Origin of the sequence: Bacillus sp. F56 (assembly GCF_001748205.1) — a bacterium.
In the GTDB taxonomy this organism is placed as follows: Bacteria; Bacillota; Bacilli; order Bacillales; family Bacillaceae; genus Bacillus; species Bacillus stercoris.
Genome location: NZ_BDFC01000005.1, coordinates 151,200 through 165,020 on the forward strand (window position 1 = coordinate 151,200; position 13,821 = coordinate 165,020).

Consider the following 13,821-nt stretch of genomic DNA (forward strand, 5'->3'; position numbering starts at 1 on the left):
CAAAAGAGTCCTTTATTCTCAAGGGATCAAGGGTCTTTCTAGTTTATTTGGTATAATGTTGAAAATATATATTTTACTTACTTCTTTAAAGAAATTTAGTGTAATATCTACAATTTTCGAGTTATGAGATATGTGATTTATCTAAAATTGAGGAAAAACATCAAAAATTAGCTGTTTTTTTAGCGTATGAATGAAACAAATCATCATTTCCTATGCCCAAATCTGGAAAAATAAGCTTCTTACTCTTCTTCCATTACTTTTTTGCACAAATAAAAACCTGATGAGATCAGGTTTTTAGGAAAAACTATTCAGATACTTGCTCCGTTTCAGCCAAAACACGGTTCACACGTTTCTCAAGCATTTTCATACCGCTACCGCCGGCTTGGAAGTGACGGAGCTGTCCTGTTTTATCAAACACATAATACGCAGGTACATATTCATTTTCAAATGCATCGGTTAAAGCATGGTCACTGTCAACAAAAATCGGCTGAGTGATATCGTGTTCAGCAGCTGTTTCTTTAATTTTACCAAGGTCAAGATCATCTTCGGAACGGGGCATATGCACAGCTACAACATTCAGTTGATCTTTATATTTATCACGAAATTCATTCACTTGCGGCATTGCTTCTTTACACAAGTGACAGCTGATGGACCAGAAATGAATAAGCGTCGGTTTTTCCCCGATCAATTGCTCTCTCGTCACTTCACCATTTAACCAAGCTTTTTCTCCCGCCAATTCAGGCATTGGCTGACGTAATTTCATTGCATTTCCCTCCTATTAAACAGAAAAGCCTAACGGATATGCTAAACCTTTCGTTCTTAGAAAGATTTACAGTGTTTTTTGGCCTGGTTTCCAGTTAGCCGGACAGAGTCCGCCAGTCTGCAGCGCCTGAAGAACACGAAGCGTTTCATCCACATCACGCCCTATGTTGTTATGGAAAACAGTTTGATATTGAAGCTCCCCTTCAGGATTCATAATAAACAATCCGCGTAAAGCCACACCTTCTTCTTCGATTAAAACACCATATTCCCGGGATACCTCATGGTTTGTATCAGCAGCAAGCGGATATTTCAGCTGGCCAAGACCGTTTTCTTTGCGGTCTGTATTGATCCAAGCTAAATGAGTATGGATCGTATCAGTTGAAACCCCGATGACTTCTGCATCAAGATCTTCGAACTCGTCATAGCGGTCAGACATTGCTGTAATTTCTGTCGGACAAACAAAAGTGAAGTCCATTGGATAGAAAAACAACACCGTCCATTTGTCGTTTTTCATGTTTTCCTCAAGACTTACTTTGCCAAATTCTTTGCTTGCAAGGACTGCTTCCATTTCAAAACGAGGAGCTTGTTTACCTACCATACGTTCTGCCATATGTATCCCTCCAATTTATTGTTTGGCTTTAACGTCGACATTTCATAAAAACAAAGGTTTATTAACCATATTTTGTTATATTGCAACACCATTATATAAATTCAGATTTCCTAAGTCAATTTTTAACAAATCATGTATGTCTTTGGCTTCGACATTTTTGAATAAAACGTTTAACATGGTCATGTACAGGGTATCTAGTCTCAATGTGCAGCAATCAATTCAGAAAAGGAGCTCAACATGGACTTTATTAATCAATATGATTGGGCAGGACTTATTACAAATGCCGGTGTTCTGCTCATTAAACTTGCTATTATGATATTGCTCTATTTTATCGTTCGATCATTAGGCATAAAAATCATTAAACATCTATTTGCAAAATTCGAGGAGCAGAATAGTTTGTCTATCGGACGTGCACATACGCTCCGAAGCCTGACTCTTAACATATTTGCCTATACATTGATTTTCATATTCTTCGTCATGGTTCTTGATTTGTTTCATTACGATCCAAGCGCTCTTTTAGCGGGGGCAGGAATCGTCGGCCTGGCTGTCGGATTTGGCGCCCAAGGACTTGTCAGTGACATCGTGACAGGTTTTTTTATTTTGCTTGAGAAACAATTGGATGTCGGAGATTATATTACGGTTTCTACCTTTGACGGAATTGTCGAACAGGTTGGCTTAAGAACAACTCAAATCCGCAGCTTTGACGGAACACTGCATTACATCCCCAACAGAAATATTACAAACGTGAGCAATCATTCACGGGGAACCATGCAGGCACTTGTTGACATTAAAGTGCCAGCTGAAAGAAACATTGATGAAATGATTCACATTTTACAGCAAGTATGTGATGAAACGGCAGCCGCTCTTCCGCAAATAAAAGAAGGCCCAAATGTCATCGGGATTCAAGAACTGGGGACTTCTGAAATTGTGATCAGAGTCATTGCAAAAACAGAAAATATGGAACAGTGGCGAGTCGAGCGAATGCTTAGAAAGGAAATAAAAACTGCGTTTGACCGCGCTTTTCCTAAAGAAACTGAATAATAAAAGAACCGAAGCTCTTTGCTTCGGTTTTTATGTTACTGAATTCTGCTTTCAACTTCGCTGCAAATTTCTTCAGCCGTCATCCCGGAAGCTGTAATGACAGGTGCTTGTGTTACCGTATCGGCTATCCCTTGCACATTATTATCAAGACCCGTTACGACACAGCAGTCACAGCCTTGTGCATCGGCAGGGCTTTTCATCATTACAACGTCATATCCTTTTTCTTTTAAAGCAGCTTCTACATCTGATAACGATTGTTCAATTCCAATTTTTTTAGCCATTATTGAACACCTCCGTTTACTAGAGTGCTCATTTTATGGAATTTTATTCTTTCATTTGTACTTAATTGGCATAAACAGAAAAATAACCGGTCATGACATTAACCGCTGTTTCTATCGCATTTTCATCGGGGTTCAGCTTAGCGTGATGAAGCCCGTGTTCAGAATCAGCGCCGAGCCAGAACATAAAGCCGGGATATTTTTTCAGCATGTAGCCAAAATCCTCTCCCGTCATTGCTTCTTTTGCTTCTATTACTGTTGCCAGTTGATGTTCAGCAACAAAAGACATAAATTCTTCTGTCAGTCCGCTCGTATTGTAAACTTGGTGATATACAGACGGATAAGTCACTTTTCCTTTGCATCGGAATCCAATTTCGATTCCTTTCACTATATCTTCAATCCGTTCCTTTACCTGTTTCATCGATTCTTCAGAAAGCGTGCGAATCGTGCCTTCCAGGTGGGCCGTTTCGGCAATGATATTTTGTGCCGAGCCTCCGGTAATGGTACCAACTGTAATAACAGCGCTGTCTAGCGGATCTGTGTTTCTAGAGATGATCGTTTGCAGCTGGGTGACAAGTGTACTTGCCGCTACAACCATATCCTCAGCCAAATGCGGATATGCCGCATGTCCCCCTTTGCCTTCCAGATCAATGACAAGCTCTGATGTATTCGCAAATAGAAGGCCGCTTTTTGTCGCAATGGTGCCTACCGGAATCTCTGGTGCAATATGAAGCGCAGTGATGAAATCAGGCTGCCACTTTTTTAATACATCGCTCTCAAGCATTGGTTCCGCACCGCCAGGCCCTTCCTCTGCCGGCTGGAACAGAAAAAGCAAATCATGTTTGACTGGATGGTGAACAAAATGATCAATAATGCCGAGCGCAATCGTCATATGCAAATCATGTCCGCAGGCGTGCATGTTGCCGGGATGCTCTGATGCGAATGGAAGACCTGTTTGCTCTTCAATGGAGAGCGCGTCGATATCCGCTCTGTACGCCAGCATTTTTTCCGGCGCCGTCCCGTTCACCTTTACAAAAAGCCCTGTTCGCCATTTTTCAATTTCAATTCTGTCTTCGGGATATTGTTCTAAGACTTGTAATAAATACTGCTGGGTTTTGAACTCCTGAAACCCAAGCTCCGGTATCCGGTGCAAATCTCTGCGGATTGCGATGAGCTCCTCTTTCTTCATTTTTCATTCCTCCTGGCTATACGAATAAGGCGTGGATATATTATCCACGCCTTTTTTATCAAACTTTCCTTACAGCTGGCGTAATTCCTGCTTGATTTCAGTTTTGCCTTTTGTTTTTTCATCAATGTCTTTGATTTTCTTAGCTGGTGTGCCTGCTACAACAGTGTATGGCTCAACGTCGTTTACCACGATCGCTCCAGCAGCAACAACAGCTCCTTTACCTACCGTTACGCCTTCAAGCACAACAGCATTTGCGCCGATGACAACATCGTCTTCAATCACAACCGGTTTAGCGGATGGCGGCTCAATAACACCCGCAAGTACAGAACCCGCGCCGATATGGCAGTTTTTCCCGACAGTAGCTCGTCCGCCAAGCACAACGTTCATATCAATCATTGTGCCTTCGCCGATAACTGAACCGATATTAATAGAAGCGCCCATCATGATGACTGCGTTATCACCAATTTCAACTTGGTCGCGGATGATCGCGCCCGGCTCGATACGCGCTTTGATATTTTTAAGATCAAGCATTGGGATCGCAGAATTGCGGCGGTCATTTTCAACCACATAGTCTTCGATCTTGCTTTGGTTTTCTTCAATTGCTGTTTGAATTTCGCTCCACTCACCGAAAACGACACCAGTGTTTCCGTTGATAAAAGCTTTCGCAGCTTCGCCGAAATTGATGCCTTCCAGCTCACCTTTCACGTAAACCTTTACAGGTGTAGATTTTGTGCTATTTTGAATAAATGAAATAATTTCATTTGCGTCCATCATTTTCATATGTATAGTCCTCCTCCTGATTTTCTACCTCATTACTGTATCAAAGGAAAGATACAAAGACAAGAAAAAAAGGAACAGCCGCTTTAGCAGTTCCCGGTGGGCGATCAGACAGCGCACCCGCTTTTCTTAGCGAATTGTTTCCCGAAGTTTATTAATTCATCCTCTTCTTCACCTTCTGGATTATTTTCGATTTTTACCGAAGGGAGCACAATGTCGCCACCGCGTTCTTTTATTTTTGCCTCAAGCGTATCAACCGCTCCACAGAAAAATTCATATGCTGTATCACCGGAACCGAATACAGCGCATGTTTTGCCGGAAAAATCAATCTCATCCATGTCTTCAGCCAGATCTAAAAATTCATCAGGCAGATCGCCGTCTCCCCACGTATAGGTTCCCATTATAATATGGTCATAATCGTTAAACAGCTGGGCATCACTAATATCCATTGCTTCGAAACGGTCTACTTCTGCTTCCGCCTCCTGAAGCCCCTTCTCAATCAAATCTGCCATTGCTTCAGTGTTGCCTGACATTGTTGCATAAACGAGCAAAATCTTCGCCAATTCTTTATTCCTCCTCTAATGAATCATTGCAGAAACTTCGTAAGGCTGGACAAATTTGCATTCATACAAGCCTGCACAAAAGAAATTCTCTTTCTGATTGGCCACTCTCCATCCATGCCCCTTAATGGTATCGAACCATTTTAACGACCGGGCTTCGAGATCAACCTGGTAAATTCTCGAAAAACCGTTTTCATCTTGTGTTGTAGTGACATATATAATGCCATCATCCTCTGAAAGATCAAGAAATGATTCTTCTTTTCTGATCATACTGGATTGTATGGTGAATTCTTCATCAGTCAAAAGATTCCGTATAGTGACAGCTCCGTGCTTCCCTTTCACAGAACCCATCGCCGCCACCAGCCAATTTTCATTGAACACGAGCATGGATGCCGTCATCCGTTTTTTTTCTTTTTTGACAATTCGGACAGTGTCACACTTAATGTCATAAGCCCAAATGCCGCCAAAATATTCGTGTATTTGCGTGCCGATGAAAAGATTGTCCCCATGCAGGCATAACGACCTGATAACAGGAGGATTATCACATTCAGCAAAAGGTTTGGCTACGCGCCATGAGACACCAAAATCATCCGATACATAAATACAATGCTTACCATGGGCGCAGACAAATCCGTTGTTTCTGCCGGTAATCGCCCACACTGTTGCATTTGTCGGAAAGCTTGACATCGTCCAGGTATTCCCTTCATCAGCTGAACGAATGACCATTCCCTTTTCACCGACTCCAAATAAGTAAGGCCCTATATAACTAATACAGTGTATCTTACTTTTCAAACGAAAAAGCTTTCTCCAGCCCTGCTCCATAGAATAATGAAAAATGCCTTCTCTTTGTACCGCCACAAAATATCCAGAAAACGCCGATGCCGTGACAGCAGTTGCTCCTTTATGAAACATGGCTTTTTTCCTTGCTTATAAAATCTGCCCATGCAAGAAAACCTCTCGCAAACGCTCGGCAGCTTTCCACATCTTCATCTGTTTCAGGCGCTAATTCGATTTTTAGTGTTTCCTGGTACACAGCAGCTCCGGACTCTTGCAGCATGGCACTGAACAAATTCACCGCTTCGCAAAACTTTGGATAAGAATAATCGCCAGATCCGAAGCAGGCTGTTTTTAAACCATTAAGCTGAAGCTGTTTGACCTCTTCGAAGAAATCCTCCGCCTCGTAGGGCAAATCGCCGTCCCCCCATGTATAAGTGCCAATCAGTACATAATCATAGGATGTTAAAGCCGACGCATCCGCATCGTCTATCTCGACACAATCGATATCCAACTCATATTCCTGAAGCGTTTCTTTTATTATGAAGGCAATGTCTTCTGTATTTCCTGACATGCTGGCATATGTAATCAAGGCTTTAGCCATGTTATCACCCCATTAATTGATAATGATTTTCAATATCATATGTATCACTTTAAATGATAATGATTCTCACTGTCAACATATAAATAAAAAAAGACAGCACATCGCTGTCTTTAAAATGGATTTTCCTGATCCAGCATATCCTTTATTACTTGTACAAAAGCTTGGACTTGTTTCAGTTCAAAGGCAGGCTCATAGCCTAATAACCATGTATCCCGACCGATCGGATGCCCTTTCAGGTCTAACAGAGGCATTTTATTCACTTTATCTTCATTTTGAAGGGTAACAGACGGCAAAATGGCATAACCGATTCCGTGCAGCGCCATCTGTTTGCACGTTTCAATCTGATCAACCAATATCGTCTGTTTTGGCGACGTTTTAAATTTTTGGTGCCACCAGTGCTGTATTTCCTGAAAATAAGTACTGTCACTTTTAAACTGGATAAACGGTCGTTCTGTATGGGCAATATCTTCGATGCAGGAAATTTCAGTATCTACTAAATACAGATGATCTGTCATTAAGTAATCTTTGCGGCCCTTCCACTCAGGGTTGCCTCTTATTATGCCGATATGAACCTGATCCTCATATAAGCTTTTCAGCATTTCGCTGCTCCACCCGGTTATGAGCGAGATCTTTGCATTCGGATACTTTTCAACATACGTCTTCAGGACTTTAGGGAGCCAATGCTGACCGATTATAGAGGCGACGGCAAGCTTCAATGTGCCGTGAATTTCACCTTCAAGTTCATCAATATTTTCTCTTATTCTTTCCTGCTCTAATGTTACATCATTCGCAAACTGAATGATTTTCTCCCCGGCCGGCGTTACCGTTAATCCTTTTTGGGATCTTAAAAAGATTTTTGTGCCCCACGCCTTTTCAATGGTTTGTAAGCGCTGAGATAAAGCCGGCTGAGATACGAAAAGCCGTTCCGCCGCCTTTCTCATGTTTAATTCCTCAGCTAAAACTACGAGCATATGAAGCTCTTGAAGCTGCATGTCGTCCTCCTTTTTATTATCAATAAGTTTTTCTTATCTCCCATTCTAATAAAACCTTAGTTTCTGATTCAAGCCCTATTCTCATTTAAATTATGTATGCGCTTTCTTTTTTGCTCTGTCAATATAATAAAAATAGGCCTTGAAGCCTACTTATTCAATGAGCGTATGTGCTTATTCAATTCCTTTAAAACGACTCTTCTCGTAAAAATTCCTTCAAACACCTGCTCGTCATTTTCAACACAAACAAATCCGTTATTAATGACCATGCCGAATCCCTTCATAATCGGATCATTGATATGAAGGCGCGAAATATCAGTCAGCATGACTTCCTCAACAGTAATTTGGTCAAGCTTTTCAAACTCAATTCTTTCAAGTCCAAAAATACTGTTCATGATCATATTTGTCCCGATTAATCCATGTAAACGATAGGAAGGATCCAGAACCGGGATGGCTGTGTATCCGGTTTTTGTCAGTACTAATAATGCGTGCTCAAGGTTATTTCCGACTTGCACGTGCGCTACTTTGTCCGCCTCAATCATAAATTGTCCGACTGTTGCCTCAAGAAGCTGATCTGATTGTAAGCTTATCATGTTTTCGACCCCTTTTCATTTTCATCATCAATACATTCCCTATATTGCAATAATATAAACTTTATCAGTATTTGTCGAAAAGTTTCCTTTCAATAAAAAAGATACTCTTTGTGGAGTATCAATTATAGGGTGTTCCATTAATTTTCAAATCGAAATCGGTCGTAAAGCGTTACAAGTTTTTTGTAGGTGGTTCCGTCAACGTTTTTGGTCCCTGTCTCTATATCGTTGATCTCACTGCTTAATAGCTCGATGGCATACTCATGGTTGATCAGGATATTCAGCAGAAGTTTTTGTTCTTCTTCTGTAAATCGTTCACCGATAAGACTCATTCGCAATCAGGCCCCCTGTTTTATACTGAATACCTCTGAAAGCAAGACAACTTACTTTCAGCTCTACCGCTAGAATAAGTAATCAGAAAACAAACGTCAACCGCATAATTCGACATTCCCCTTGGCATTTCAGCCAGAATTATTTTGTGAAACGATTTGCATAGCTGAATGCAGTGTATGAATCCGGCTTTATTTTGGCCTCAATCCCCATGGAAGTGATACGTCCTGTCATTTCTTGGATCAGATCTTTTGTAAGCCCTTTTTTCCCAATATCCAAGTGGACTTCAAAGGTAAGATCCGCCCCCTCACCGGCAAAGGGCAGGAGCAGATCGGTAATATCCATTAAGTGTCCATCAAGAATATGAGCGGCCGTTTCTTGGCTGTAGGCCGTTTCTAACGAAATCTTTTCCCGAAGGCTATGTATGGGTCTGTTGACTGTATGATTTTTCAAGCAGCCCCAAGCTCCCTTGCCTGTACGATGCAAATGCAATGCGGTAATAAACTTTGTGTAATCACGGTAAACCTGTGAATCGGTTCCGATCGATAACACATAAGAAGAACGGGGATCCTTTTGAACAAAGGATTTAAGCCGTTCCATCACATCTTGAAAGGTCATCTGTGCTTCTGAAAGATTATAAAACAGAAAAGAATCAGCCATCACGACACTCCTTTTCAAGGATTTACAACCATGAAACAAGTATGTTCCTTACATGTTTATTTCGATTACTTTTGCAAAGGCGGAAGCTTCCTTCCTCCTATTTCAGGAATCTTACTGAAGAAGTTCAAAAATTTCGATTGAAACCATGTCGATATTATCAAACGGATATGTGTTAGGTTTTTCACCTTTTTGGAAAACCGTCAGTTCAAACGTTTGATTTTTTTCGAAATATTTAACACTGCATATTTTCTCACCATTCACTTCGAAATAACGCTGCATTGGCTCGTTAGCCGCTTCCGCTGTTTCTTGCAGACTTTGCAGCCGTGTGATGATACCCATTAATTGTGACATTCTAAAAAAAGACTCCTTTCAAAAAGCAACTTCAAATCAACAAGTATTTATTATAATACAAGTTCTATTGAGCATCATACCATAAAGTCGGACAGGATGGCATTTTCACTGTCGAATTTAAGTAAAGAAAAAAAACGAAAAAAACGATTTTTCTTTAGTTTGAGGCTTTTTTTGAATGTCATGCACACAATTAAGATTTTTTTCGAATTCTTCCAGCATAACAATACCTTTTTGCAACTTTGTCAAAACCTTCTTTTTGATGTGCAGGTGAAATTCCACGCGGCCATACCTCTTGGCAGTTATATTGGATAGAAGTGATAAAACAATTTGAATGAAATACGTAATCATTCCACAGAGAATTTTCCGCCTAACCTGGTGCAGCAGTGTCAGAGGTATTCGGCACTGAATGTTCCTTTCTGTGTTAACCGTTTACCACTAGTTAGGTTTATTGTTTCAGTGGATTGTCCTATGCTTTGACAAATAAAAAAACTTGGCGGGGGTAGCGCCAAGTTTTTTCGGATCTTGATCTGATAGAGGGGTTGGGGAACAGAGAGTAGCTTCTCTCTATAATTAAATGATAATGATTCTCAGTATCAATGTCAATCGTTTTTTGATATTTTTTTCAATTCATAAAAAAAACGGCCTTTCAGCCGTTAAATCAGTCCGTCCTGCTCATATAAATAAGAATATGGCAAGTCTATAAATAAATACATTTGATCATCCATCGGATATGAAAACGTTCTAATCATTTCACCTGTTTCCAAATCACTGTACAGATCACTGAAAAAACCTTTTCTGAGATTTCTCATTCGCATAATGTTCTCCAAAAAATAAGGACGCCAGCTCCAGTTTTTCTCCGTATATTCCGGCTGATAAATCCATTCTCCATCTTGCTTAAACACATTTCCCGTCAGCTGATCGCCTTCCCCATCACACATGTAAATTCTAAAGCTGCAATCTGTCAGCTCTTCCGCCAGTTTTTTAATAAAATCATCATCAGAAGACAAATTGTTTTTTCTCAAAGAGGTCACAGCTTGATGCACTCGTTTGTAAAACTGTTCGGAATGCTCATAGACGGTTTCCAGCTTCTTTTTCTCATGTGTGATAAATTGGTGAAATTCAGTTTTAAGTCTATGTTTCAATACATCTCTCTCTAGAAACGTTTCAGATGGAGACACCAAGTAATAGCCCTGAAAGTAGCGGCCTCCGTTTCTCCAGGCGTACTGAAGCTGGAAGTTCGCCTCAATATCTTCATACAGCAGCGCCGCCCCGATTTTTCTTGCTAATAAAGAGATGCTGTACAGCACATGCTCATATGACGGTGATGGCTGTGATACTTTCAGCGCCTGCAAATCGATTTTTAACAGATCTGGTGAGAGCAGCGCGATTCTGTCCAAGTTGCTGCTTTCTTTTCCGATATTGTCAACTGCGATTTTGATTCCGTATGTACGATAGTATGCAAGCATATGGTAGAGCTGCTCAATATCCCCTTCAAAATTGTGCTCTGTAATTTCTAGCACAAAACGGTGGAGTTCGATTCCCTTTGCTTCATATTCTTTCAGAAGCTCCAGAAAGCTTTCACCATGATCCAGCATCAGCAGATTGGCATCCTGATTCATAAAAATCAGCAGATCAGAATCGGCCTCTAAAAAGCGGTCAAGAGCCTGGCGGATAATTCTGTTATCAACCTCTAATTTATATTCTTCGGGTATCCCCGCGTCTAAAAAGAAGGGCCCGAGACTTTGGATTTCTGAATCTGCCAAAATTCGTCCAAGCACCTCATATCCGACGATCTTCTGTTCCTCGGCACTGAAAATCGCCTGGTAATATGGAAGGACATCATCAATGTTCGTTAAAATATCAAGTGGATCCAACATGTTATCACCTGCTTCTCTATCTTTGTCTGATTATACCACATTGAATCCAAAGATTAATATTCTTAAAACGGATAAGGATTCAGCCATTGCCCCCCGTCCATTGTGATACAATCCCCGTTTATATAGGATGCTTCATCTGAAAGCAAAAATGCTGCCAGAGCGGCGATTTCTTCCGGTGTCCCCAGCCGGCCGAGCGGCACACTGTTTATAGTGCGGGCCTTTGCTTTTTCCGATTCAAATAGTTTCTCAGCACCGCCTGTTCGTTCAATCGGGCCGGGAGCTATCGCGTTTGTTCGGATGCCGTATTGACTCCCCCACTCAACGGCCAGCGTTCTTGTCAGTGACAATACCCCCGCTTTAGCTGCAGCGGAATGAACGACCCCTGCTCCCGCTCCCCAAGCGTACGTGGCTGCCATATTTAAAATGACACCCTGCTGCTTCTGGTCAATCCAATGCCTTGCCGCGGCTTGGCTGCAAAAAAATGTACCGTTTAAAACAATATCAATAACGGCTTTCCACCCATTGGGCGTTAGCTTTTCTGCCGGACAAATAAAATTACCGGCCGCATTGTTAATCAGCGCATCAAGCCGGCCAAAGACTTTTACCGCTTCTGTAATCATGTCTGAAGCGGCGGAATCAGAACGGACATCCATTTGAAAACAGGCGACCTGCCCCTCAAAGGTCTCAATTTCTTTTTTTGTTTCTTCAAGTGCTTCATGGTTTCTGCCTGTCACCATAACGTGCCATCCTAATTCAGCCTGTTTTTTTGCCATCGCTTTTCCCATACCGCTTGACCCGCCGGTAATAATAACCGCCTTTTTTTCCATGTTTCTCCCCTCCTGTTGTGAATGAGTATTCATTCAATATTATTCTATCATTATACCCCTTCCTCTGTCAGTACATGCTGATATGAGATTTTTATCAGATACAGATGATATAATAGAAAAACTCTATTAAAGGTTGGTTTGAAATGAAAAAGATGTCCAGAAGACAATTTCTCAAAGGAATGTTCGGTGCTCTTGCTGCCGGGGCTTTAACGGCCGGCGGAGGCTATGACTATGCCAGATATTTAGAGCCGCATATGATTGAGACAACCGAACACACAATAAAAAGTTCTCTCATCCCGCACGGATTTGACGGTTTTAAAATCGTGCAGTTCAGTGATACACACTTGAGTGATTACTTTACACTCGAAGATTTAAAAACAGTCATTCTTACAATTAATGAATCGAAACCTGATCTCATTGTTTTTACAGGTGATATCATCGATAATCCTGATACGTATCAGAACCACCAGGCAGTCATTCCATTGTTGAGAAAGCTTAATGCCCCCTTCGGCAAACTTTGTATTTACGGCAATCATGATCACGGCGGCTATGGAACTGCTGTTTACAAAAGCCTGATGTCGGCTGGCGGTTTTACGGTATACCGGAATGGCTATCAAACATTATCGCTCGCAGATGGCAGCGAAATCGAGATTGCATCGCTTGATGACTTAATGCTGGGTAACCCAGATTACGAAGGAATCCTTTCAAGGCTGAGTGACAGACTTTTTTCCATTCTTCTCGTCCATGAACCTGATGCAGCCTTGAAAATAACAGATTATCCTGTAAATCTTCAGCTTTCCGGCCATACACACGGCGGCCAGATTCAGCTGCCTTTTTACGGACCGATTATTACGCCTCCATATGGAAAAGTCTACACAGAGGGAATGTATCAAACGGGTAGCACTCATATTTACGTCAACCGCGGCCTCGGGATGACCAGGCTGCCTTTGCGGTTTCTGGCCAAGCCTGAAATCACTGTCTTTACCTTAAAAAGCACAAATTAATGTAGCAGGATAGGCTCCTCATCAATACTTATAAGTAAAAAAAGGAGGATGAGGAAACTGCTTACGTACCAGGTGAAGCAAGGTGATACACTTAACAGCATCGCGGCTGATTTCAGAATCAGCACGGCTGCGTTACTCCAGGTTAATCCGTCACTGCAGGCAGGGCTCACCGCAGGACAGACCATCGTCATCCCCGGACTGCCTGACCCTTATTCAATTCCGTATCATATCGCAGTCTCAATCGGAGCGAAGACCCTAACGCTGTTCCAAAATAATCGGGTAATAAAAACCTATCCTATCGCCGTTGGCAAAATACTTACGCAAACGCCTACAGGCGAGTTTTACATTATTAACCGCCAGCGCAATCCTGGCGGCCCATTCGGGGCTTATTGGCTAAGCCTTTCAAAGCAGCACTACGGAATACACGGAACGAATAATCCCGCTTCGATTGGCAAGGCTGTTTCTAAAGGCTGCATTCGCATGCAAAACAAAGACGTGATCGAACTTGCTTCAATTGTGCCAAACGGAACAAGAGTCTTGATTAACCGGTAATGTTTTCTTATTTGTTTCAAAAACAGGCGGTTTATAATATGATAAA

18 protein-coding genes are annotated in these 13,821 nt (G+C 41.6%); 3 read left to right on the top strand and 15 right to left on the bottom strand.

The window, feature by feature from the left end; all coding sequences use genetic code 11:
* Positions 1–304: 304 nt before the first annotated feature.
* Together ykuV and ahpA are read right to left on the bottom strand one after the other, a co-directional pair.
* On the bottom strand, positions 305–763 hold the full coding sequence (ykuV, locus tag BFW96_RS05275; protein ID WP_069838844.1) for a thiol-disulfide oxidoreductase YkuV: 459 nt from the start codon (positions 761–763) through the stop codon (positions 305–307).
* Positions 764–829: 66 nt separating this feature from the next.
* The gene (gene ahpA, locus BFW96_RS05280; RefSeq protein ID WP_014663800.1) at positions 830–1,372 is read right to left on the bottom strand and encodes a biofilm-specific peroxidase AhpA; all 543 of its coding nucleotides are present in this window, start codon (positions 1,370–1,372) and stop codon (positions 830–832) included.
* A gap of 237 nt (positions 1,373–1,609) precedes the next feature.
* Here ahpA and mscT point away from each other — a divergent pair, with 237 nt between their 5' ends.
* Complete coding sequence (mscT, locus tag BFW96_RS05285) at positions 1,610–2,413, top strand: small-conductance mechanosensitive channel protein MscT (protein WP_069838845.1); 804 nt, start codon at positions 1,610–1,612, stop codon at positions 2,411–2,413.
* A 35-nt stretch (positions 2,414–2,448) separates the two neighbouring features.
* Here mscT and BFW96_RS05290 read toward each other — a convergent pair whose 3' ends face one another.
* From BFW96_RS05290 to fadH, 13 genes are all read right to left on the bottom strand, one after another.
* On the bottom strand, positions 2,449–2,694 hold the full coding sequence (locus tag BFW96_RS05290) for a YkuS family protein (RefSeq protein ID WP_003232382.1): 246 nt from the start codon (positions 2,692–2,694) through the stop codon (positions 2,449–2,451).
* A gap of 61 nt (positions 2,695–2,755) precedes the next feature.
* Positions 2,756–3,880 (bottom strand): N-acetyldiaminopimelate deacetylase, encoded by a 1,125-nt coding sequence (locus BFW96_RS05295; protein WP_069838846.1) that lies wholly within the window; start codon positions 3,878–3,880, stop codon positions 2,756–2,758.
* Between the two features lie 69 nt (positions 3,881–3,949).
* The gene (dapD, locus tag BFW96_RS05300) at positions 3,950–4,660 is read right to left on the bottom strand and encodes a 2,3,4,5-tetrahydropyridine-2,6-dicarboxylate N-acetyltransferase (protein ID WP_014663797.1); all 711 of its coding nucleotides are present in this window, start codon (positions 4,658–4,660) and stop codon (positions 3,950–3,952) included.
* A 104-nt stretch (positions 4,661–4,764) separates the two neighbouring features.
* On the bottom strand, positions 4,765–5,220 hold the full coding sequence (locus BFW96_RS05305) for a flavodoxin (protein WP_069838847.1): 456 nt from the start codon (positions 5,218–5,220) through the stop codon (positions 4,765–4,767).
* Positions 5,221–5,235: 15 nt separating this feature from the next.
* Positions 5,236–6,129 carry a WD40/YVTN/BNR-like repeat-containing protein gene (locus BFW96_RS05310; RefSeq protein ID WP_069838848.1) on the bottom strand — a complete coding sequence of 298 codons (894 nt, stop codon included), beginning with the start codon at positions 6,127–6,129 and terminating at the stop codon, positions 5,236–5,238.
* Positions 6,119–6,595: a flavodoxin gene (locus tag BFW96_RS05315; RefSeq protein ID WP_014663794.1), complete on the bottom strand. Its 477-nt coding sequence runs from the start codon at positions 6,593–6,595 to the stop codon at positions 6,119–6,121. Before BFW96_RS05315 ends, BFW96_RS05310 begins: the two co-directional genes overlap by 11 nt.
* A 110-nt stretch (positions 6,596–6,705) precedes the next feature.
* Positions 6,706–7,587, bottom strand: coding sequence for a transcriptional regulator CcpC (gene ccpC / locus BFW96_RS05320; RefSeq protein ID WP_014663793.1), 882 nt, complete (start codon positions 7,585–7,587; stop codon positions 6,706–6,708).
* A gap of 146 nt (positions 7,588–7,733) precedes the next feature.
* On the bottom strand, positions 7,734–8,177 hold the full coding sequence (gene cbpB / locus BFW96_RS05325) for a cyclic-di-AMP-binding protein CbpB (RefSeq protein WP_069838849.1): 444 nt from the start codon (positions 8,175–8,177) through the stop codon (positions 7,734–7,736).
* 137 nt (positions 8,178–8,314) lie between these two features.
* Positions 8,315–8,512: an AbrB antirepressor AbbA gene (gene abbA, locus BFW96_RS05330; protein WP_010886502.1), complete on the bottom strand. Its 198-nt coding sequence runs from the start codon at positions 8,510–8,512 to the stop codon at positions 8,315–8,317.
* A 133-nt stretch (positions 8,513–8,645) separates the two neighbouring features.
* Positions 8,646–9,164 carry a ribonuclease H-like YkuK family protein gene (locus BFW96_RS05335; RefSeq protein ID WP_014663792.1) on the bottom strand — a complete coding sequence of 173 codons (519 nt, stop codon included), beginning with the start codon at positions 9,162–9,164 and terminating at the stop codon, positions 8,646–8,648.
* A 111-nt stretch (positions 9,165–9,275) separates the two neighbouring features.
* A complete protein-coding gene (locus tag BFW96_RS05340) occupies positions 9,276–9,515 on the bottom strand; it encodes a YkuJ family protein (RefSeq protein ID WP_003218671.1) in 240 nt (79 codons plus the stop codon).
* Positions 9,516–10,168: 653 nt separating this feature from the next.
* Positions 10,169–11,392 carry an EAL domain-containing protein gene (locus BFW96_RS05350; protein WP_069838851.1) on the bottom strand — a complete coding sequence of 408 codons (1,224 nt, stop codon included), beginning with the start codon at positions 11,390–11,392 and terminating at the stop codon, positions 10,169–10,171.
* A gap of 62 nt (positions 11,393–11,454) precedes the next feature.
* The gene (gene fadH, locus BFW96_RS05355; RefSeq protein ID WP_014663789.1) at positions 11,455–12,219 is read right to left on the bottom strand and encodes a 2,4-dienoyl-CoA reductase; all 765 of its coding nucleotides are present in this window, start codon (positions 12,217–12,219) and stop codon (positions 11,455–11,457) included.
* 143 nt (positions 12,220–12,362) lie between these two features.
* Here fadH and BFW96_RS05360 point away from each other — a divergent pair, with 143 nt between their 5' ends.
* Together BFW96_RS05360 and BFW96_RS05365 are read left to right on the top strand one after the other, a co-directional pair.
* Positions 12,363–13,223 (top strand): metallophosphoesterase, encoded by an 861-nt coding sequence (locus tag BFW96_RS05360; protein ID WP_069838852.1) that lies wholly within the window; start codon positions 12,363–12,365, stop codon positions 13,221–13,223.
* A 57-nt stretch (positions 13,224–13,280) separates the two neighbouring features.
* Positions 13,281–13,775: a L,D-transpeptidase family protein gene (locus tag BFW96_RS05365; RefSeq protein ID WP_083252832.1), complete on the top strand. Its 495-nt coding sequence runs from the start codon at positions 13,281–13,283 to the stop codon at positions 13,773–13,775.
* The last annotated feature ends 46 nt before the right edge of the window (positions 13,776–13,821 follow it).